This window comes from Pseudoroseicyclus sp. CXY001, from assembly GCF_041714655.1.
Taxonomy (GTDB): domain Bacteria; phylum Pseudomonadota; class Alphaproteobacteria; order Rhodobacterales; family Rhodobacteraceae; genus Pseudoroseicyclus_A.
Genome location: NZ_CP168219.1, coordinates 675066 through 695714 on the forward strand (window position 1 = coordinate 675066; position 20649 = coordinate 695714).

The 20649-nt window shown below is 72.0% G+C and carries 18 protein-coding genes and 1 tRNA gene; 13 read left to right on the plus strand and 6 right to left on the minus strand.

The genetic code is table 11. The annotated features are described in order from the left end of the window. Positions 1-8 precede the first annotated feature (8 nt). Both ACAZ03_RS03450 and ACAZ03_RS03455 read right to left on the minus strand, forming a co-directional pair. On the minus strand, positions 9-1829 hold the full coding sequence (locus ACAZ03_RS03450; RefSeq protein ID WP_373355967.1) for a beta-N-acetylhexosaminidase: 1821 nt from the start codon (positions 1827-1829) through the stop codon (positions 9-11). Between the two features lie 146 nt (positions 1830-1975). Further along, the gene (locus ACAZ03_RS03455; protein ID WP_373355968.1) at positions 1976-2746 is read right to left on the minus strand and encodes a GntR family transcriptional regulator; all 771 of its coding nucleotides are present in this window, start codon (positions 2744-2746) and stop codon (positions 1976-1978) included. Between the two features lie 220 nt (positions 2747-2966). Here ACAZ03_RS03455 and ACAZ03_RS03460 point away from each other — a divergent pair, with 220 nt between their 5' ends. The 10 genes from ACAZ03_RS03460 to ACAZ03_RS03505 all read left to right on the plus strand — a co-directional run bounded on the left by ACAZ03_RS03460 (position 2967) and on the right by ACAZ03_RS03505 (position 13259). Continuing rightward, positions 2967-3911, plus strand: coding sequence for a carbohydrate ABC transporter permease (locus tag ACAZ03_RS03460; protein ID WP_373355969.1), 945 nt, complete (start codon positions 2967-2969; stop codon positions 3909-3911). Continuing rightward, positions 3908-4750, plus strand: a complete 843-nt coding sequence (locus ACAZ03_RS03465) for a carbohydrate ABC transporter permease (RefSeq protein WP_373355970.1) — start codon at positions 3908-3910, stop codon at positions 4748-4750. The genes ACAZ03_RS03460 and ACAZ03_RS03465 overlap by 4 nt, the downstream gene beginning before the upstream one ends. A gap of 30 nt (positions 4751-4780) precedes the next feature. Beyond that, positions 4781-5995 carry a sugar ABC transporter substrate-binding protein gene (locus ACAZ03_RS03470; RefSeq protein ID WP_373355971.1) on the plus strand — a complete coding sequence of 405 codons (1215 nt, stop codon included), beginning with the start codon at positions 4781-4783 and terminating at the stop codon, positions 5993-5995. 100 nt (positions 5996-6095) lie between these two features. After that, a complete protein-coding gene (locus ACAZ03_RS03475) occupies positions 6096-7193 on the plus strand; it encodes an ABC transporter ATP-binding protein (RefSeq protein WP_373355972.1) in 1098 nt (365 codons plus the stop codon). A 10-nt stretch (positions 7194-7203) separates the two neighbouring features. Next, positions 7204-8349, plus strand: a complete 1146-nt coding sequence (locus tag ACAZ03_RS03480) for a Gfo/Idh/MocA family protein (RefSeq protein ID WP_373355973.1) — start codon at positions 7204-7206, stop codon at positions 8347-8349. Beyond that, positions 8346-9356 (plus strand): SIS domain-containing protein, encoded by a 1011-nt coding sequence (locus ACAZ03_RS03485; RefSeq protein WP_373355974.1) that lies wholly within the window; start codon positions 8346-8348, stop codon positions 9354-9356. Before ACAZ03_RS03480 ends, ACAZ03_RS03485 begins: the two co-directional genes overlap by 4 nt. Further along, positions 9353-10435 (plus strand): SIS domain-containing protein, encoded by a 1083-nt coding sequence (locus tag ACAZ03_RS03490; protein ID WP_373355975.1) that lies wholly within the window; start codon positions 9353-9355, stop codon positions 10433-10435. Before ACAZ03_RS03485 ends, ACAZ03_RS03490 begins: the two co-directional genes overlap by 4 nt. Beyond that, positions 10432-11349 (plus strand): ROK family protein, encoded by a 918-nt coding sequence (locus tag ACAZ03_RS03495; protein WP_373355976.1) that lies wholly within the window; start codon positions 10432-10434, stop codon positions 11347-11349. The genes ACAZ03_RS03490 and ACAZ03_RS03495 overlap by 4 nt, the downstream gene beginning before the upstream one ends. Then, positions 11342-12481 (plus strand): N-acetylglucosamine-6-phosphate deacetylase, encoded by a 1140-nt coding sequence (locus ACAZ03_RS03500; RefSeq protein WP_373355977.1) that lies wholly within the window; start codon positions 11342-11344, stop codon positions 12479-12481. The genes ACAZ03_RS03495 and ACAZ03_RS03500 overlap by 8 nt, the downstream gene beginning before the upstream one ends. A gap of 43 nt (positions 12482-12524) precedes the next feature. Continuing rightward, on the plus strand, positions 12525-13259 hold the full coding sequence (locus ACAZ03_RS03505) for a 4'-phosphopantetheinyl transferase (protein WP_373355978.1): 735 nt from the start codon (positions 12525-12527) through the stop codon (positions 13257-13259). 87 nt (positions 13260-13346) lie between these two features. Here ACAZ03_RS03505 and ACAZ03_RS03510 read toward each other — a convergent pair. Together ACAZ03_RS03510 and recJ are read right to left on the minus strand one after the other, a co-directional pair. Next, positions 13347-13421 (minus strand) — tRNA-Glu (locus ACAZ03_RS03510). Between the two features lie 81 nt (positions 13422-13502). Beyond that, entirely contained in the window at positions 13503-15245 is a 1743-nt protein-coding gene (recJ, locus tag ACAZ03_RS03515; RefSeq protein WP_373355980.1) for a single-stranded-DNA-specific exonuclease RecJ, read from the minus strand. A gap of 504 nt (positions 15246-15749) precedes the next feature. Here recJ and hisC point away from each other — a divergent pair. Genes hisC through ACAZ03_RS03530 form a run of 3 tightly spaced genes read left to right on the plus strand, consistent with a single transcriptional unit; the run spans position 15750 to position 19245 of the window. After that, positions 15750-16826, plus strand: coding sequence for a histidinol-phosphate transaminase (gene hisC, locus ACAZ03_RS03520; protein WP_373355981.1), 1077 nt, complete (start codon positions 15750-15752; stop codon positions 16824-16826). Next, positions 16823-17791, plus strand: coding sequence for a prephenate/arogenate dehydrogenase family protein (locus ACAZ03_RS03525; protein ID WP_373355982.1), 969 nt, complete (start codon positions 16823-16825; stop codon positions 17789-17791). Before hisC ends, ACAZ03_RS03525 begins: the two co-directional genes overlap by 4 nt. Further along, positions 17788-19245, plus strand: a complete 1458-nt coding sequence (locus ACAZ03_RS03530) for an extensin family protein (protein WP_373355983.1) — start codon at positions 17788-17790, stop codon at positions 19243-19245. The genes ACAZ03_RS03525 and ACAZ03_RS03530 overlap by 4 nt, the downstream gene beginning before the upstream one ends. Here the strand turns inward: ACAZ03_RS03530 and dtd are convergent. Together dtd and ACAZ03_RS03540 are read right to left on the minus strand one after the other, a co-directional pair. After that, positions 19242-19679, minus strand: a complete 438-nt coding sequence (dtd, locus tag ACAZ03_RS03535) for a D-aminoacyl-tRNA deacylase (RefSeq protein ID WP_373355984.1) — start codon at positions 19677-19679, stop codon at positions 19242-19244. The genes ACAZ03_RS03530 and dtd overlap by 4 nt on opposite strands. Continuing rightward, entirely contained in the window at positions 19676-20599 is a 924-nt protein-coding gene (locus ACAZ03_RS03540; RefSeq protein ID WP_373355985.1) for a carbohydrate kinase, read from the minus strand. The genes dtd and ACAZ03_RS03540 overlap by 4 nt, the downstream gene beginning before the upstream one ends. Positions 20600-20649: the final 50 nt, after the last annotated feature.

The following is a 20649-nucleotide window of genomic DNA, read 5'->3' on the forward strand; positions in this document are numbered from 1 at the left end:
GGCGCCATTCAGGCGCCGTAGTGCCAGCCCCACGGACCAGCCAGCGCCGCCGCATGCGCCTCCGCCAGTGCCCGCAGCGCAGGGCCGTCCGCGTCGCTCCATCCCTTGGTGGCGATGCCCAGCATCCGGGGCAGGATCATCGGCCAGAGCTCCGCGTCCCGCGTCGTGAACTCGCCCCAGAAGCAGCCCTCGACGCCGATGATCCGGTCGGCGACATCCTCCGCCCCCGGCGGCACGGGCTGCCAGGCGACGGTCTCCTCCAGCGGGATGATGGCGGCCCAGGCGGCGCCCCAGTCGTCCGGATCGGCGGAATGGGCCATGTCGAAATAGGCGTTCTTGCCCGGGCACATGACGACGTCGTAGCCGGCCCGCGCCGCGTCCAGCCCCGGGCCCTGCCCGGTCCAGGAGAAGAGGATGGCGCCGTTGCCGATGCCGCCCTGCGCCCCCCGCGCCGCCTCCTCCCATGCGGCCGGGCGGATGCCTTGCGCCGCCAGCCCGGCGGCGAGGCGCGCCATGGTCCAGCCCTGCAGGTCGTCCGTCGTCTCCAGCCCCTCGCGCTCTTTCAGTTCGGCGGCGGCGGGCGAGCCCTCCCAGGTGCCCTCGGGCAGTTCGTCGCAGCCGAGGTGCAGATGGCCAAAGGGGAAAAGCTCCGCGACCTCGGCCGTCAGCGCCTCCGTCACCTCCCACATCTTCGGCAGGGCCGGGTTGATGGAATTGCCCCTGTAGCCCTGCACGGAGGTCTCGGCGCCGTTGTCGGCCGGATCGCGCAGGCCCGGGATGGCGGCGTTGAGGGCGAGGGCATGGGCGGGGATCTCGAGCTCGGGGAGGATCTCGATATTGAGGCGCTTCGCGTGGTCGATGAGGGCGCGGGCGTCGTCCTTCGAATAGGAGCCGCCCGCCCGCGGGCCGCCGCCGAAGAGGCCGGGCAGCGCCTCGCCCTCGCCGCGGAAGGCGGTCTTCTGCCAGAGCTCGGGGTAGGAGGAGACCTCGAGCCGGAAGGCCTCGTCATCGGCGAAATGCCAGTGGAAGCGGTTGAGCTTGTAGAGGGCCATGACGCCCAGGAGGTCCCGGATCGTCTCCACCTCGAAGAAATGCCGCGCGCAGTCGAGATGCTGGCCCCGCCAGCCGAAGCGCGGGGCATCGGTGATCTCGCCGGTGGGCAGGCTGTCGCCATGGACGATCTGCAGCTGGCGGAGAGTCACGGCCCCGTAGAAGCGCCCGGCCCGGGCGCTGGCGGCGAGGGTGAGCCCGCCGGGCGCGATGGTCAGGCGGTAGCCTTCGGGCGGGAGCGAGGGGTCTTCGGTCAGCATGAGGGGCGCGCCGGCGGGGGAGAGGAACGGCGCCTCGGTCAGGCGCGAGACGGCGGGGATGGCGGCCACGGCCTCGAAGGCCTCGTCGGATGTGGCGATGCCGCGAGAGAGGTCGAGCCGCCCGCCGGCGGGGGCCCAGGCGGAGGGCGGCGGGCAGAGGCCGAGGCCCTCGGCGGGGCGCGGCTCCGGCGCCGGGGCGGGGCGCACGCCGGCGGGGCCGGGGGGTAGGGGCGTGATGCCGCCCGCGTGGCGGAGGTAGGGGCCGAGCGGCAGCCAGGCGCGGTTCTTCGGAGAGAAGCCGCCGGCATAGCGCAGGACCACCTCATGCGGCCGGCCCGGCGCGAGGTCGGGCAGCGCCACCTCGCACCAGGAGCCGAGCGAGCGGATCAGCGTCCCGCCCGAGACGACGGCGCCGGGGGCCATCAGCGAGAAGCAGAAGACCGGGGCGGCGAGCGGCTCGGAGGCCGTGATCTCGCAGCGGATGGTGTCGGCGTCGATGCGGGCGGTGAAGTCGGGCATGAGGTCCTCGGGCGTGTCGCTGGTGGAGAGGCCGGGGGGCCAGCCCCCGTCGCCATTGGTGCTTGAACCAATGGCGCACTCAATGGCGACCCCCCGGCATATTTCCGGTCAGATGAAGGGGGCGGGATGGGGTCATCGGGGCGGGCTCAGATGTCGAGGCGGAGTTCGGTGACGAAGTCGTAGATGTCGGAGCGGTAGAGGCCGCGGGTGAATTCGATGGGGCGGCCGGTGGCGAGATAGCCGGTGCGGTCGATCTTGAGGACGGCGGCGCCCTCCGGCATCGACAGATGCTCCGCCTCGCGGGCGGAGATGGCGATGGCGGCGACGCGCTGGATGGCGCGGGTGGGCGCCGTCCCCGAGGCGCGGAGCACCTCGTAGAGCGAGGTCGAGACCCGGGCCGGGTCGGGCAGGATGTCGGCCGGCAGGGAGGAATGCTCGAGCGCCATCGGCACGCCGTCGGCCGAGCGGAGGCGGGCGATGCGGGCAACGGGGTCGGCGGGGCCGAGGCCGAGGGCGACGCTTTCCTCGGGGCTCGGCGGATGCACCCCCCGGGAGAGGATCACGGAGGAGGCCGCGCGCCCGCGCGCGCGCATGTTCTCGGTGAAGGAGACCAGCGTCGAAAGCGATTGCTCGAGCCGCGGCCCGCCAGAGGCCCGCACGAAGGAGCCGGCGCCGCGGCGCTGCTCGATCAGCCCGTCTGCGGCGAGCTGGGCGACCGCCTTGCGGATGGTGACGCGGGAGACCTCCGCCAGCTCCGCCAGCTCGCGCTCGGCGGGAAGCTGGGCGCCTGGCTCCAGCGTGCCGGAGCCGATGGCGGCGGCGAGATGGCGGGAGAGCTGCAGGTAGCGCGGGCCGCGCCCCTCCTTCAGCCACGAATCGGGGGCGTAGAGGCCGGCGCCGTCGGCGGATTCTGCCATCTTTTCCCCCGTTTCACTGGTATTTCCGGACAATACCAATGCCCGGCTCTCGCCTTGAGTTAGCCGAAGCCGACCGCGAGAAACAAGCGCAAAACAAGGGCAATCGTGCGCTTTGTGATTTTTGGTATCATATTGGTAGCTTTTTTGTGACGCGTTGGTATCGTTCTCTCACGACAGCGATTCGCCCCCGGGGAGGGGCGCCAGGCAGCCAGGGGGTGGCATGTCCGAAGCTCAGGTCGATACGGCCGTCCTTGCACCGGCCCCGCGCGCCGCACGCCGCGGCATCAGCGAGCGCTGGTTCGCCTGGGTGCTCATCGCGCCGGCCATGGCCTTCATCGCCGTCATCGTCGCCTGGCCGCTGGTGGAGACCATCCGCCTTTCCTTCACCGACGCCCGCATGATCGGCGAGAACTACGTCGGGCTGGAGAATTACCGCGACCTCTTCGCGCGCCGGCAGACGGGGCAGATCATCGGGCGAACCTTCCTCTGGATGGCGCTCTCGGTGTCGCTGAAGCTCGTCATGGGGCTGATCGCCGCCTCGCTCCTCAATGCCGCCGTGCCGGGCCGGGCGCTCTTCCGCACGCTCATCATGCCGCCCTGGGTGATCCCCGTGGCCATCGGCATGATCGGCTGGCTCTGGCTCTACAACGGCCATTTCGGCATCCTCGCCGGCATCTCGCAAAGGGTCGGCATCACCGACGGCCCCTACGAATTCCTAGCACAGAAGGGCTCGGCCTTCTGGTCCTGCATCGTTGCCGATGTCTGGGTCGGCACGCCCATGGTGACGCTCTTTTTCCTCGCCGCGATGCAGGGCGTCAGCCGCGACCTCTACGAGGCCGCATGGGTCGACGGGGCCAGCCGCTGGTACCGCTTCCGGCGCATCACGATCCCGCAGATCCTGCCGGTCATCATCTCGATGATGCTCCTCAGCGTGATCTGGACCTTCAACTCCTTCGAGGTGATCTGGATCCTGACCAACGGCGGGCCGCGCGGCGCCACGACGACGCTGATCATCGACACCTACGAGACCGCCATCGGCAACTTCAAGTTCGGTGAGGGCTCGGCGCGGGCCGTGGTCATCGTCGCGATCCTCGGCGCCTTCTCTCTTCTCTACCTGTTCGTTTTGAATCGGGTGAACCGCCAGTTCGGGACGGGCCGGGAATGATGGACAAGTACTCTCCCCTGCAGCTCGTCGGCATCTATGCCGCCATCTTCGTGCTGCTCGTCTTCATGCTCCTCCCGTTCGCGGAGATGTTCTTCGCCTCGCTCCGGCCGCTCGAGCATCTCTTTCGCTCGCCCTACCAGTTCTGGAGCGACGATTTCTCCTTCGGCGCCTACAGCCGGATGTGGGAGACGGTGCCGCTTCTCGGGCGCTACATCTTCAACTCCGTCTATATCTCGGGGATGGTGACGCTGATCACGATGATCTTCGTGATCCCCGCCGCCTATGCCTTCGCGCGGCTGGATTTTCCCTTCAAGAACGCCTCGCTCGCCATCTTCCTCGCGGTGAACATGTTCACCGGCGCCGTGCTCCTGATCCCGCTCTACCGGGTGCTGCGGACGCTGGGGCTTCTCAACACCTACTGGTCGATGATCGTGCCGGGTGTGGCCTTCCTCATCCCGCAGGGCATCTGGCTCCTGCGCTCCTATCTCGAGCGGATCCCGCTGGAGCTGGAGGAGGCCGCCTATGTCGACGGCGCCTCGCGCCTCTACATCCTCCGCCGGGTGGTGTTGCCGCTCGCGGTGCCGGGGCTCATCGTCGTCGGCGTCGCCGTCTTCATCGGCGCCTATGCCCAGCAGTTCCTCTTCGCCATCACCTTCAACCAGACGCGGGAATACCAGCCGCTGCCGGCCGGGCTCTACGAGTTCATCGGCTACCAGAACGTCACCTGGAACGAGATGATGGCAGCCGCGCTCACCGGCGTGCTGCCGGTGCTGATCATTTTCCTCTTTCTTCAGAAGTACCTCGTCGCCGGCCTCACCGCCGGTGCCGTGAAGGAATAATCCGCAAGGTCACTCAACAGGGAGAATATCATGACCAAGCTGAAAACTCTGGGACTCGCCTCCGTGCTGCTCGGCGGCACGGCGCTGCCGGCCTTCGCCCAGGAGACCGAGATGAGCTTCATCATGTGCGGCGATCTGCGCCCGGCCGACGAGCAGGCCGTCGCCGATTTCGAGGCCGCCCATGAGGGCGTGACCGTCAATGTCGAGGCCGTGCCATGGGGCACCTGCCAGGACAAGACGCTGACCCTCGCCGCCGCCGGCGACCCGCCGTCGGTCGCCTACATGGGCAGCCGGACGCTGCGCCAGATGGTCAACAACGACCTGATCGTGCCCGCCGCGATCCCGGATGACCTGCGCGAGGCCTATCAGCCCGGCGTCCTCTCGACCGTCATGATCGAAGGCGAGGTCTACGGCTGGCCGCATGCCTTCTCGACCAAGGCGCTCTTCGTGAACTGCGACCTCGTCGAGGAAGCCGGCGCCGAATGCGTCGCCCCCGAGACCTGGGACGAGATGCTGGCCCTCGCGCAGACCGTTGTCGACAACACCGATGCCGCGGGCGTGGGCCTTGCCGGCAAGGATTTCGACAACACGATGCACCAGTTCTTGAACTACCTTTACTCGAACGGCGGCACGGTCATCGACACGCAGACGGGCGAGAACATGCTCGACAGCGAAGAGACCCGCGAGACGCTGCAATTCGTGCACGACCTCGTCGCCGTGGCGCAGGAAGGCCCGACCGCCTGGGAGCGGGACCAGCTCCGCGACCTCTTCAACGACGGCCAGATCGCCATGTATGTGCAGGGCCCCTGGGGCCGCGGTCAGCACAACGAGGACATCAACCAGCTCGTCGCCCCCGTCCCGCACGGGCCGCATGGGGAATCCGGCTCGATCCTGATCACCGACGCCATCGTCGTCCTCAAGGGCTCCGGCCACGAGGAGCTGGCGCAGGAGCTGGCCGCCGCGCTCGCCACCGGCGAGAGCCAGTACGACCTCGACCAGTCCTGGGGCCTGACGCCGATCTTCAAGTATGAAGATCTCGGCTGGGATGCGCCCTACTACCAGGACGACGAATACTGGCAGGTCTTCATGGCCGGCATGGAGGCCGGCGGCCCCGAGCCGCTCGTCGAGGATTTCCGCTCGCTGCAATCGGTCTTCACCAACATGGTGCAGGGCACGATCCTCGATGACGACACCGTCGACAACCTCGTGACCATCGCCGGCGAAGAGCTCGACGACGCGATGTAAGCGCCACCGCGGCGGGCCTTCAGGCCCGCCGCCCCCGGCATATCCAGCGGCGGGCTCCAAAGAGGCGCCCGCCGCCACCAAGACCAGCGAAGAGGCAGGCATGGCGACGCTCGATCTTTCCCGCATTTCCAAGAGCTTCGGCGAGGCGAAGGTCCTCCACGACATCGACCTCGCCATTGCCGACAAGGAATTCGTCGTCTTCGTCGGGCCCTCGGGCTGCGGCAAGTCCACGCTTTTGCGCATCGTCGCGGGGCTGGAGGAGGCAACCTCCGGCGAGATCTTCATCGACGGGCAGGAGGTCAGCCGCGCCCATCCGGTCGACCGCGGCATATCGATGGTCTTCCAGAGCTACGCGCTCTATCCGCATCTTTCGGTCTACGAGAACATCGCCTTCCCGCTGCGCGTCGCGAAGCTGGAGAAGGCCGCGCTCGACGCCAAGGTGCAGGAGGCGGCGCGCATCCTGCAGCTCACCGACAAGCTGAAGCTGAAGCCCGGGCAGCTTTCCGGCGGGCAGCGGCAGCGCGTCGCCATCGGGCGGAGCATCGTGCGCCAGCCCAAGGTTTTTCTCTTCGACGAGCCGCTGTCGAACCTCGACGCCGCGCTCCGCGGTGAGATGCGGGTGGAGCTCTCGCGCCTCCACCGCGAGCTCAATGCGACGATGGTCTATGTGACCCATGACCAGGTGGAGGCCATGACGATGGCCGACCGCATCGTCGTGCTGAACGGCGGCCGCGTGGAGCAATTCGGCTCGCCGATGGAGCTCTACCACCACCCCGCCACCCGCTTCGTCGCCACCTTCATCGGCCAGCCGAACATGAACCTCATCCCGGCCCAGGTGCTCGGCACCGAGCCCGGCGGGCTCGCCGTCGAGCTGCCGGGCGGCGCCCGCATGGTGCTGCCGGTCGAGGCCGGCGGGGCGGCCTCAGGCGATGCCGTCGAGATCGGCATCCGCCCGGAGGATCTGCGCCTCGGCGGCGACCTCAGCCTTCATGTCGAGGTGCTCGAACGCCTCGGCGGCTCCGCCGTCACCTATGGCACCGAGCCCGGCGGCGGCCGCTTCTGCGCCATGCTGCCCGGCGACGCGCCGATCCATGAGGGCGAGACGCTGGCGCTTGGCGTGGCGCCCGAGGCCGTGCATGTCTTCGATGGCGGGGGGCGGGTCATGCGCCGGCTCCGCGCCCCCGCGCTTGTCGCCTGAGGGAGGGATCATGCGCATCGTCACTGCGGGCATCGGCCTTCGGGCCGGCTGGGTCCTGTCGCTCCTGAAAGAAACCATGCCGGAGGCGGAGGTGGTGGGCTACCACGACCCCCAGCCGACGCATCTGGAGATGATCGGCGAGGGCGTGCCCGGCTATCCCTCGGTGGAGGAGATGCTGGCCGAGACCACGCCCGACCTCCTTTTCGTCGGCTCGCCCAACCGCTTTCATCTGGAGCAGATCCGGGCAGGGCTCGACGCCGGGGTGCGGATCTTCACCGAAAAGCCGGTTGTTACCACGCTGGCGGAGACGATGGAGCTCGCCGAGCTCCTCCGCCTCCACGGGACCGACCGGGTCATGGTCGGCCTCGTCCTGCGCTATTCGCAGCATATGGTCGACCTCCGGGCCGCGTTGGCCGACGGCGCCCTCGGCCCCATCACCTCGCTCGAGGCCAACGAGCATATCGGCCCCTATCACGGCGCCTTCTTCATGCGCGACTGGCGGCGGAGCGTGGAGAATTCCGGCGGCTTCATGCTGGAGAAATGCTGCCACGACCTCGATCTCTACAACATGATCACCGCCTCGCGCCCCCGGCGCGTCGCCAGTTTCGGCGGGCGGCGGAGCTTTTTGCCCGAGCACGCGCCGCGCTCGAACTCCGAGGCGGAGGTCTTCCACGTCAAGAAGAGCGTCTGGGGCAGCACGGAGGATCCCTTCACCTCCGACGGCGACATCATCGACTACCAGACGGCGATCCTGGAGTATGAATCCGGCGCCTCCCTCGCCTTCCACACCAACCTCAACACGCCCGACGAGCACCGGCGCTTCTGCGTCATGGGCGCCCATGGCATGGCGGAGGGCGATTTCGTGCGCGGCTTCCTCAAGGTGACCCGGCGCGACGGGAGCGTCTACGCGGATCACGACTACACCAAGGGCGACCCCGCCCGCGCCTCGGCCCATTACGGCGCCGACCACATGATGGTCGCCGACATCGCCGCCTATCTGAGGGGCGAGGCCGAGAGCCTGCCCGTCGGCATCGTCGATGCGCTGGAGGCCGGCATCGCCGCGCTCGGGCTCGACGCGGCGCGGGCGCGGGGCGAGGTGCTGGACCTCTCGCCAGTCTGGGCGGAGTTCGACAACAAGCTCGGGAGGCTGGCATGAGCGCGCCGAAGACCCCCGGCGCGCTGATGGCCGCCGAGCTTCTCGAGGCGCCCGGCGTCTTCGCCCGGGCCGCCACGCAGGACGCCGGTGAGGCCGCCCGCCTGCTCCAGGACGCGCCCGCCCTCTACACCGTCGCCCGCGGCTCCTCCGATGCCGCCGCCAATGTGCTGGCCTATGAGCTGATGCGCGAGACGGGCCTGCCCGTCACCTCGCTGCCGCCCTCGGTCTTCTCGATCGGGCAGGGGGTGCGGATGGCGGGGGCCGGGGCGCTGATCCTGTCGCAATCGGGCGCCTCCGATGATCTCGTGCGCACCGCGCGGGGGCTCCGTGCCGCCGGGGGGCGGGTGGTGGCGATCACCAATGTCGCGGGCTCGCCGGTCGAGGCGGAGGCGGAGGTGACGCTGCCCATCGGCGCCGGCGAGGAGCGCGCCGTCCCCGCCACCAAGAGCGTCACGGGCGCCATCGGCGCGGGCATGGCGCTGATCTCGGCCCTCGCCCCGGGCTATGGCGGCCGCGCTGAAGCCTCCGCCGAGGCCATCGCGGCGCTCGAGACCACCGAGACCCCGCAGGCCGACGCCCTCCGCGCCGCGCTGCTGCGCAACCCCCATGTCTATGTCGTCGGCCGCGACACCGGCTATGGCGCCGCTCATGAGCTGGCGCTGAAGATCAAGGAGACCTGCGCGATCCATGCCGAGGCCTATTCGGCGAGCGAGGTGCTGCACGGGCCGCTGCAACTTGTCACGCGGCCTCTGCTGGTGATCCTCCTCGACACCGGCCAGCCCTTCGTGCAGGAGAGCCTCGGCACCGCAGAGGCCCGCTTCCGGGCCGCCGGCGGCACTGTTCTCAGGCTCTCGCCCGCCGATCTCGGCCCGGGCGCCCTCACCCCGGCCGCGGCGGCGGCGCTGATGCTGATGATGGTCTATCCGGTCATTCTCGGCGCGGCCCGTGCCCTCGGCCATGACCCGGACGCGCCCGCGACCCTGTCGAAGGTCACGCAGACGACATGACCCCCACGAGTGCCGATCCCTTGCAGCGCTGGGCCACCTGGACGGAGCTTTCCGCCCAGCCCGGCATCTGGGCGCGCTGGGCGGCGGCGTGGGATGCCGGGCCGGCGCGGGCCTTCGTGGCGGCGCAGGGCGCGCGCGAGGTCTGGTTCTGCGGGGCCGGAACCTCCGCCTATATCGGCGAGATCGCGGCAGCGGGGCTGGAAGGGCAGGGCGCCTTCCGCGCGGTGCCGACGACGGATATCGTTGCCCGGCCAAGTGCTTACCTGACTGGCCGCGCGCCCCTCATCGTCCAGTTCGGCCGCTCGGGCGACTCGCCCGAAAGCCGCGGCCTCATGGCGGCGATGGATGCGCTGGCGCCCGAGGCGCCGCGGCTCCACATCACCTGCAACGAAGCGGGCGCGCTGGCGACCGCCCCGGCCACCGGCCCCGCCCATGTCGTGACCCTGCCGGCGGAGACGCATGACAGCGGCTTCGCCATGACCTCCAGTTTCTCGACGATGCTGCTGACGGCGCTGGCGATCTTCGACCCGGCGGGCGATATCGCCCGGCTGCCCGCCATGGGCGCGGCGCTGCAGGGGCTGATCCCCGATTACCGCCGCCATGCCGCCCGCGGCGCCCCGCCGGAGCGGATCGTCTTCCTCGGCACCGGGGCGCTCCACGGCGCCGCGCGCGAGGCGGCGCTGAAGGTCATGGAGCTGACGGGCGGGAAGGTCGCCGCGCTCGCCGAGACCATGCTCGGTTTCCGCCACGGGCCGAAGAGCTTCATCCAGCCGGGCACGAAGATCATCGCCTTCACCTCGTCGGAGCCCCATGCGGCGCGCTACGAGCGCGACCTCATCGGCGAGCTTCGGGCGCAATTCCCCAAGGCGCGGCTCTGCGCCATCGGGGCGGAAGGCGACACGCCCGTGCCGATGCCGCATGGCGACGCCTGGGCCGCACCGCTACTCGTCGCCGCCGCGCAGGTCATGGGCGTGACCTGGGGCGCGGCGCTCGGCCTCGATGTCGACGATCCCTTCGCCGGCGCCGGCACGCTCAGCCGCGTCGTCTCCGGCGTGCGGCTGCATGAGGTGGCGCCATGACTGCGGCGGGGATCGACATCGGCGGCACAAAGATCGAGACGCAGATCTTCGGGGCGTCGTGGGAGCGGCTGGAGACCGCCCGCACGGGCACGCCCGCCACCTACGAGGCGCTCGTCGCCGCCATCGCCGCGCAGGTGCGCTGGGCCATGGAGCGGCTGCCCGAGGGCGCGCCCATCGGCGTCGGCGCCGCGGGCCTCATCAACCCGGCGACCGGCCTCGCGCTTGCCGCCAACCTGCCGGTGACGGGCAAGCCCTTTCCCGCCGATGTCGCCGCCGCCGCCGGGCGGAGCGTCACTTTCGTCAACGATTGCCGGGCCTTCGCCCTGTCGGAGGCCGTCTTCGGCGCCGCGAAGGGCCGCTCCCCCGCCGTCGGGCTGATCCTCGGCACCGGCGTCGGCGGCGGCGTGGTGGTGGGCGGCCGGTTGGTGCAGGGCCTCTCCGCCGTCGGCGGCGAGTTCGGCCATGCCTATGCGCCGGCGCATCTGGTGGTGGAGCACGGGCTCCCCATCCGCCGCTGCGGCTGCGGGCGGACGGGCTGCTTCGAGACCTATGTCGCCGGCCCCGGCCTCGCCCGGCTCGCCGAGACGCTGACCGGCCGGCCGATGACCCCGCCGGAGCTGGTAGAGGCCCGCTCGAGCGACCCCGCCGCCGCGAAGGTCTGGGACATCTGGTGCCAGATCACCGCCGAGATGCTGATGACGCTCATCTGCATGGTGGACCCCGCCGTGATCGTCCTCGGCGGCGGGCTCTCGCAGATCCCCGGCCTGACCGATGACCTGACCGCCGCGCTCGGCCGCGCCCAGCTCAGCGGCTTTTCCATCCCCGAGCTGGTGCTGGCGGAGGGCGGCGAGGCCTCCGGCGCGCGCGGGGCGGCCTATGCGGCGGCGACAGCAGGGGAGGCGCCCCATGGCTGACCTTTGGCTCGCACCCGATCAGCTCTTCGACGGCGAGCGCCTGCACGCCGGGCTCGGCATCCGGCTCGCCTCCGGCCGCGTCGCCGAGATCGCCAAGGCGCCCCCCGGCGCCCGTCCGCTCAAGGGCACGATCACCCCGGGCTTCCTCGACCTGCAGGTCAACGGCGGCGGCGACGTCCTTCTCAACGCCGACCCGAGCGCCGCCGGCATCGCCCGCATCCTCGCCGCGCACCGCCGCTTCGGCACCGTGGGCGTGATGCCGACCGTCATCACCGACGCGCCGGAGGTGCTGGAGGCCGCCGCTGAGGCCGCCCTCGCCGCCCGCGACCAGCCGGGGATGCTCGGGCTTCATATCGAGGGGCCGCATATCTCCATGCCCCGCCGGGGCACCCATGCCGCCCGCTACGTGCGCCCGCTGTCGGCGGAGACGATCGCCCTCGTCACCCGCCTCCGCGCCGCCGGCCTCGCCGTGATGATCACCGTCGCGCCCGAGGCCACGGACGCCGCCGGGATCGCGGCGCTGGCCGCGACGGGGGCCATCGTCTCCCTCGGCCATTCCGACGCGACGGCGGAGGAGGTGCGCGGCGCGCTCGAAGCCGGGGCCCGGTGTTTCACCCATCTTTTCAACGCCATGTCGCCGATGCTCAACCGGGCGCCCGGCGTAGTCGGCGCGGCGATCAACTCCGAAGCCCATGCCGGTATCATCGTCGACGGCGTGCATGTCGCCGACGAGATGGTGGCCCTCGCGCTCCGCGCCCGGCCGGTGGCGGACCGGATGTTCCTCGTCTCCGATGCCATGCCGACGGTGGGCGGCCGCCCCAGCTTCACGCTCTACGGCGAGGAGATCCGCGTCGAGGACGGCCGGCTCGTCAATCACGAGGGCTCGCTCGCCGGCGCCCATGTGACCATCGCCGACAGCCTCGCCCGGCTCGTCACGCGCATAGGCCTCGCCCCCGAGGCGGCGCTGCGCATGGCCGTGACCGTGCCCGCCGGGCTCATCGGCGCGCCCGCCCTCGCGGGCCTTCTGGGGCGGGCGGCGGAGGATGTGCTCCTCCTCGCGCCCGACTGGCGTTATGCCGGGAATCTGGGCGAGATTGCCGCACCTTCGCCTGCGTCGCAGCCCGGGCGGTGACATTTCCGTAAAACCTGCCATAGCCTTGGGTTCAGGAGGGCGAATGCCGGAACTGAAGGACAGGGATGCCATGGCCAACGACCGCCGCCGCGCTGCGCGGGGCAGCGGCAGCGCCGAGGCGAGCGCGGAGGCGCTGGAACGTGTGCTCGCCGAGCTGGCACCGTCTTGGGCGGCCGTTGCCGCCGTGCCGGTGGCCGAGGCGGAGCCGCTCCATCCGGATGAGACGACCTTCGTCGCCCGCGCCGTCGCCTCGCGCCAGGCCGAATTCGCCGCCGGCCGGACCGCGGCGCGCAAGGCCCTGGCGCGACTCGGCTGCGGGCCGCTGCCGATCCCGGTCGGCGCTCAGCGCGCGCCCGTCTGGCCGGAGGGCTTCATCGGCTCGATCACCCATACCGGCGGCTGGGCGGCCGCCATCGTCGCCCGGGCCGCGCCCGGCCGGGCACTCGGGCTCGACATCGAGCAGAACGGCCGAGTGACGGATGATATCGCCTTCTCGATCCGCGCGGCGGGCGAGTGGCTCCGCCCCGAGGAAACGGCGGCCCTGGCACCCGGTGGCTACGCGCCGGAGACGCTGCGCTTCGCCGCCAAGGAGGCCGCGTTCAAGGCCTACTGGCCCGCCAACCGCCGCATGCTGGGTTTCTCCGACACCCGTGTAGGCTTCCTGCCGCCGCGTGTGCTGCTGCCGGTCAGCGCCCCGCCCCTCAACGGTTCGCGGCACATGCCTTTTGCCTACGGCCGGAGCGGCCCGCTCGTGGTGGCGCTGGCGGCCTTCGGCTGAAAAAGCGGACGGGAAGGGGAGAGCGCGAGACGCGGCCATGGCGCGCGCCCGATGGCGCGGCGTCTGTCTTGTCCTGATGGGGAAAAGTGGCAGCCCGTAGGGGAATCGAACCCCTCTTTCCAGGTTGAAAACCTGGCGTCCTAACCGATAGACGAACGGGCCGCGCTTGGCGTGCGGCGTGATCTAGCCAAAGCCCCACCCCTCTGCAAGGGGGTTTTTCACGAAATCCGTGAGGAGCCGCCGTCAGGCCGGGGCGGCGTCGTCGAGCATGAGCTGGGCGCTCGTGCGGCCCTGCCAGTGGTTGAGCTCAAGCCGTCCGGCGAGGTGGAAGCGCCGGCCCTGATGGCCGAGAAGCGCCGCGCCGAGCGGGGTCTCCACCTGGCCGAAGCCGATGGCGCCGAGCCGGGCGGTGCCGTCGCCGAAGGTCAGCTTCAGATGGCCGTCGCCCACCTGCCGCGCATCGAGGATCCGGCAGTCGGGCAGCGCGAATCGCGGCGCCGGGGCGGAGGCGCCGAAGGGCCCGGCCGCCGTCAGCCGCGTCACCAGTTCGGGCGTGGCCGCGGGCGGCAGGACCAGCCCGTCGAGGCGGAGCGCCCGGGGCCCGAAGCTCCCCGAGCCCTGCGCCGCCATCAGCTCTCCCAGCCGCGCCATCGCCGGCTCGAGCTGGGCGCGCGAGAGCGTCAGCCCGGCGGCCATCCGGTGGCCGCCGCCCCGGGCGATCAGCCCCTCGGCGGCGAGGCGCTGCATGGCGGCGCCGATGTCGACCCCCGGCACCGAGCGGGCGGAGCCCTTGCCCTCGTCGCCCTCGAAGCCGATGACCACCGCCGGCCGGTCCGCCGCCTCCTTCAGCCGCGCCGCGACGATGCCGACGACGCCGGGGTGCCAGCCCTCGCCCGCCGCCCAGGCGAGCGGCGCCTCGAGCCCCCGGGCCTCGGCCTGGGCGAGCGCGGCGGCGCGCACCGCCGCCTCGATCTCGCGCCGCTCGCGGTTGAGCTCGTTCAGCCGGTCGGCGAGCGAGGCGGCCTCCGCCGGGTCCTCCGTCGTCAGGAGCCGCGCGCCGAGGTCGGCCCGGCCGACCCGCCCGCCGGCGTTGATCCGGGGGCCGAGGACGAAGCCGAGGTGGTAATCCGTCGGCGCCGTTGCCACCCCGGCGACGTCGGCGAGCGCCGCCAGCCCCGGCCGCTCGCGCCGCGCCATGACCTGCAGCCCCGTCCGCACGAAGGCGCGGTTGACGCCGATGAGCGGCGCCACATCGGCCACGGTCGCCAGCGCCACCAGATCGAGAAGGCCCATCAGCTCCGCCCCCGGGGCCAGCCCCGCCTCGCGCCGCTGCCGCCGCGCCTCGACGAGCATCAGGAAGACGACGCCCGCGGCGCAGAGATGGCCGAGGTCGCCCGTCTCGTCCTGCCGGTTGGGGTTCACCACGGCGGCGGCGTCGGGCAGCGTCTCGCCGCCGAGGTGGTGATCGAGGATCACGACGTCGGCCCCCTCCGCCGCCGCGACCGGCTCGTGGCTCAGGGTGCCGCAATCGACGCAGATGATGAGGTCATGGGCCGCCGCCAGCCGCGCCATGGCGGGCACGTTCGGCCCGTAGCCCTCGTCGATCCGGTCGGGGATATAGAGCGTCGCTTGCCGGCCGAGCGCCCGAAGCCAGAGGAGCAGCAGCGCCGCCGAGGCCGCGCCGTCCACGTCGTAATCGGCGAAGATGGCGATGCGCTCGCCGGCCTCCACCGCCCGGTTCACCCGCGCGGCGGCGGCGCCCATGTCGCGGAGCTGGAGGGGATCGGGCAGGAGGTCGCGGAGCTTCGGCTCCAGATAGGCCGCCACCTCCTCCGCCGGCACCTGGCTGCGTGCGAGGAGCCCGGCGAGGGGCAGGGGCAGCCCGTGGGCCTGGGCGATGGCCTCGGCGGCCCGGCGCAGAGCCTCGTCCGGCCCGGCCCAGGGCCGGCCGGAGAGCGACGATGACACTCCCAGAAAGGCCTCCATGCCGCCTCTTTGGGCCGCGCCGGGCGGCGGTGCAACCCCGGGAGGCCTCCTTGCGCCGCGCCCCCTTTCATCTGGCCAAAAATATCGCTGGGGGTGTGGGGGCAGCGCCCTCACGTCTGCCCCTGCAACCGAGCACCCCGATGCCGCGCAGGGCGAGCGCCGGCCCGTGGGGTGGCGCGCCTGACGGTTGAGCTGAGCGCTTTATGTTGACACCCCGCCCTCGCTCACCGCCGCGCCTGCCCTGACCGGAGCGCCAGCCCGCGGGACGGGCCGGCGCTCGCCCTGCGCCTGCGGCGCGCACCGGGCGGGGTCCTCGCATCACTGTCGCGCCGACGGCGGGCCCGAAAACCCACCCTACGCCTTTCTGCGGAGGTGCTCCCCACGGCACCCCGCGAGCCCGCCGGAAAGGGCGGGCTGAGCCGCCCTTCGGCGCCTCCCCGCCGGCCCCACTGGCCAGCGCCCCGCCCCGGCGGTAAGACCCCCGGAGCCTTCGAGGAATCGCCAATGTCGCCCCGTCCGCAGCCCGGCCTGATGGAGATCGCCCTCTACCAGGGCGGCGCCAGCGCCATTCCGGGCCAGAGCTCCGTCCTGAAGCTCTCCTCCAACGAGAACCCGCTGGGGCCCCCGCCCGCCGCCATCGCCGCCATCCGCGAGGCCGCGCCCCGCGCGCATCTCTACCCGCCGACCGACCATGCCGCCCTCCGCGCCGCCATCGCCGAGGTCCACGGGCTCGACCCCGCCCGCATCATCTGCGGCGTCGGCTCCGACGAGGTGCTGCAATTCGTCACGCAGGCCTATGCCGGCCCGGGGGACGAGATCATCCACACCGAGCACGGCTTCTCGATGTATCCGATCCTCGCCCATATGGCCGGTGCCACGCCCGTCTGCGTGCCGGAGAAGGAGCGCCGGGTCGACCCCGCCGCCATCCTCGCCGCGGTGACGGAGCGGACGCGCGTCGTCCTCGTCACCAATCCCGGCAACCCCACCGGCACGATCCTCTCCGAGGAGGAGCTGACGGCGCTCGCCGATGCGCTGCCGGCGGAGGTCATCCTCGTCATCGACGCGGCCTATATCGAGTTCGCCGGCGGGGCGGAGGGCGGGCTCTCGCTTGCCGCCTCCCGCCCCAATGTGCTCGTCACGCGGACCTTCTCGAAGCTTTACGGCCTCGGGGGCCTGCGCATCGGCTGGGGCTATGCGGCGGCGGAGCTCATCGAGGTGATGACCCGCATCCGTCAGCCCTTCAACCTGAGCGTGATCCAGCTCGCCGCCGCCGAGGCCGCCCTGCGCGACCGCGACTGGGTGGCGCGCTGCACCGCGCTCAATGCCGCCCAGCGGGCCCGGCTGACCGGGGCGCTCCACGCCCTCGGCATCGCCTGTGACGAGAGCCACGCCAACTTCGTCCTCGCCCGCTTCGGCTCCGAGGCCGAGGCCGCCGCCGCCGATGCCGCCCTCAAGGCCGAGGGGATCATCGTCCGCCGCGTGACGGGCTACGGCTTCCCCGAAGCCCTGCGCATCACGGTGGGCGACGAGGCCGGCACCACCCGCGTCATCGACGCCCTCACGGCCTGGAGGCGCGCATGAGCGTGATCTACGACCGCGTCGCCCTCATCGGGCTCGGCCTCATCGCCGGCTCGCTCGCCCATGCCATGCGCCGCCGCGGCCTCGCCGGCGAGATCACCGGCCATGCGCGGAGCGCCGAAACCCGCGCCACCGCGCGCGAGATCGGCCTTGTCGACCGGGTCTGCGAGACGGCTGCCGAGGCGGCGGAGGGCGCCGACCTCGTCATCCTCGCCGTGCCCGTCGGCGCCATGGGCGCCGTGGCGGCCGAGATCGCGCCGGTCCTGAAGCCCGGCGCCACAATCTCCGACGTCGGCTCGGTCAAGCAGGCGGTGATCGAGGCGGTCGGCCCCCATGTGCCGGAGGGCGTGCATTTCATCCCCGCCCACCCGCTGGCGGGCACCGAGCATTCCGGCCCCCGCTCCGGCTTCGCCTCGCTCTTCGACAACCGCTGGACGATCCTCGTCCCCGGCGAGGCCGACCGCGCCGCCGTGGCCCGGCTGCAGGCGTTCTGGGAGGCCTGCGGCGCCCATGTCGAAGAGATGGACGCCCCCCACCATGACCTGGTGCTGGCCGTGACCAGCCACGCCCCGCACCTCATCGCCTATACGATGGTCGGCGTGGCTGATGACCTCTCCCGCGTGACCGACAGCGAGGTCATCAAGTTCTCCGCCGCCGGCTTCCGCGATTTCACGCGGATCGCGGCCTCCGACCCGACCATGTGGCGCGACGTGTTCCTGACGAACAAGGAGGCGACGCTGGAGATCCTCGGCCGCTTCACCGAGGAGCTCTTCGCGCTGCAACGCGCCATCCGCACCGGCGACGGCGAACAGCTCTTCGATTATTTCACGCGGACGCGGGCCATCCGGCGCGGCATCATCGATGCCGGGCAGGACACCGCCGCCCCGGATTTCGGGCGCTCCCACGGGGAGAAGGACGCGGAGAAGGACGCGGAGAAGGACGGAGAGACGGGGGACGGCAAGGGATGAGGGCGCTCGAGCCGGCCCTTGCGCTTCTCCTCCTGGCGGTCGCCCCGGCGGCGGCGCAGGAGGCGAGCGCGCTGGCGCCCGAAACCGCCCTCCGCCCCTCGCTCCGCCCGCCGCCGGAAGCCCCTGGCCGCCCTCTGGCGCGGGCGCAGGAGGGCGAAGAGGCCGCCCCCGCGGCGGCCGAGGCGCCGGCTGCCGCGGACGAGGCAGCCCCCGAGGCGGCCACCGGGGCCGCCGAGGCGCCCCCCGCCGCCGGCGAGACGGCGCCGCTGCCCGGGGTCTCCGTCACCGAACCCTCGCCCGAGGCCATGGCGGACGGCCCCGCCAATCCGGCGGTCGATCCGGCCTTCCTGGCCGAGACGCCGCTACCCGCCCGCGCGCAGCTTGCGGCCGAGCGGCCTTTCTATGACGCGCCCTCCGAGCAGGACATCGCCAATACCGTCGCCACCGTCACCCCGGTGCAGCGGCGGCAGACCTTCTTCGCCCCGACCGGCCCGATGGCGGAGGCACCGGCGCTCTCGCCGCTGCCGAACCTCGCCGCGCCCTCGGCCCCCGAGCGGGCCGCGCTCGACCCGGGCCTCAGGCAGGCGCTCGATCCGGCCCCCCGCCGCGAGCCCGCGCAGACGCCCGTGCTCGAGAGCCTTGCCGAGATCATCGCGCCCGGCCTCGAAGAGGCGCCCTTCGGCCCCAGGGGCCGGCCGGTGCCCCGCGTGCAGCCGATGGCCACCGCCCCCGCCCGGCCGCCGACACGGCCCGAGCGCGCGCTCGTTGCCATGCCGCTGCCCGACCCCGACATGCCGGCCGAGCTGCCGAACGGCGCCGCCGCGCCGGCAATGCCCGAGCTCTCGCCCCTGGCCGTCGCCTATGCCTTCCGCCCGCCGGAACGGCCGAACGGCATCACCCAGGCGGCGCTCGAGCGGCAGCGCCTGCGCGAGCGGGGCGCCGTCTGCGGCAATCCCGACATCCAGGGCGAGCGGCTCGGCACGGTGCCCGGCCCGGGCTCCTGCGGGGTGACCGATGCGGTGCTGATCCGCTCCGTTGGCGGCATCCGCCTGTCGTACAACGCCACGATGGATTGCGAGACGGCGACGGCGCTCAACGCCTGGGTGCAGCGCGTGGCGATCCCCGCCTTCTCCGGCCAGGGCGGCGGGCTGGCGGGGCTTCGGATCATGGGCGATTATTCCTGCCGCGGGCGGAATGGCGACCCGAATGCGCGGCTCTCGGAACATGCCTTCGGCCATGCGATCGACATCGGCGGGGTGACGCTGCGCGACGGCACCGCCATCTCGGTGCTGCGCGACTGGGGCAGTTCGTCCTGGGGCGGCGAACTCCGGGCGCTGCACGCCAATGCCTGCGGCATCTTCGGCACCGTGCTCGGCCCCACCGCCAATGCCGCGCATCGCGACCACTTCCATTTCGACACGGCCCGCTACCGCTCCGGCAGCTACTGCCGCTAGACCTCGAGCCAGATGGTGACCGGCCCGTCATTCGTCAGGCTGACCGCCATGTCTGCGCCGAAGCGGCCGGTCTCGGTGGGGATGCCCTCGGCCCGGAGCGCCGCTGCGAAGGCCTCGTAGAGCCGCTCGCCCTCCGCCGGCGGGGCGGCGGTGGAGAAGCCGGGCCGGTTGCCGGAGCGCGTATCGGCAGCGAGCGTGAACTGCGAGACGACGAGCGCGCTGCCGCCCATGTCGCGGATCGAGCGGTTCATCTTGCCGGCCTCGTCGGGGAAGATGCGCAGCTTCGCCACCTTGGCGGCGAGCGCGGCGGTCCGCGTCTCGTCATCGCCAGCCATGGCGCAGACGAGGATCATGAGCCCGGGGCCTGAACGCCCGATCACCTCGCCGCCGACGGCGACCTGCGCCTCGGTGACGCGTTGCAGGAGCGCCCTCACGACAGCTCGCGCGCCCAGGGCGGGTTGGCCCCGGCGCGGGCGACGACGATGGCCGCCGCCTTGGCCCCGAGCGCCAGCGCCGCCTCGATCTGCGCCTCGGTCAGCTCCGCCAGCGCCGGCTTCGTCAGGAGGCCCTCCGCCGAGAGGCTCGCCAGAACCCCGGCGTTGAACGTGTCGCCGGCGCCGACGGTATCGACCACCTCGGCCTTCGGCGCGGGGGCAAAGACCTCCGCCCCCGAGGCATGGTAGCCCGTCGCGCCCCTGGCGCCTTCCGTCACGCAGACGAGCTTCGGCCCCTTGGCGAGAAGACCCGCCGCCAGCTCCGCCTGCGGCGCGTCGCCGGCGATCCAGTGCAGGTCCTCGTCGGAGACCTTCACGATATCGGCGCGGGAGATCATCCGCTCGATCCGGGCGCGGTAGGCCGTCTCGTCGGTGATGAATCCGGGGCGGATGTTGGGGTCGAGCATGGTGACGCGGGCCGGGGCCTCGCGGGCCTGAAGCGCCTCGTAGGCGGCGCCGCAGGGCTCGACGACGAGCGAGATGCCGCCGAAGAACAGCGCCTCGGCGCCGGGCGCCGGCAGGTCGGCCTCGGCGATCATCCGGCCGGCGGTATTCTCGTCATAGAACATGTAGCGCGCCTGGCCGTTCACGAGCCGCACGAAGGCGAGCGTGGTGGGGCGGGCGGAGAGCGCGGCGGGGGAGGCGTCGACGTCCGACGCTTCGAGCGCGCCCCTGAGGATCGTGCCGAAATGGTCGGTCGAGAGGCCCGAGAAGAACGCCGCCTCCGCGCCCAGCCGGCCCAGGGCGATGGCGGTGTTGAAGACCGAGCCGCCGGGATAGGGGGCGAAGGCCTCCTCGCCCGCCGCGGTCTCGCGGGGGAGCATGTCGATCAGCGCTTCGCCGCAGCAGAGAATGGTCATGTCCGGCACCTCCGCCGCCCCGAATAAGGCGGGGCGGCGGGGCTCGCAAG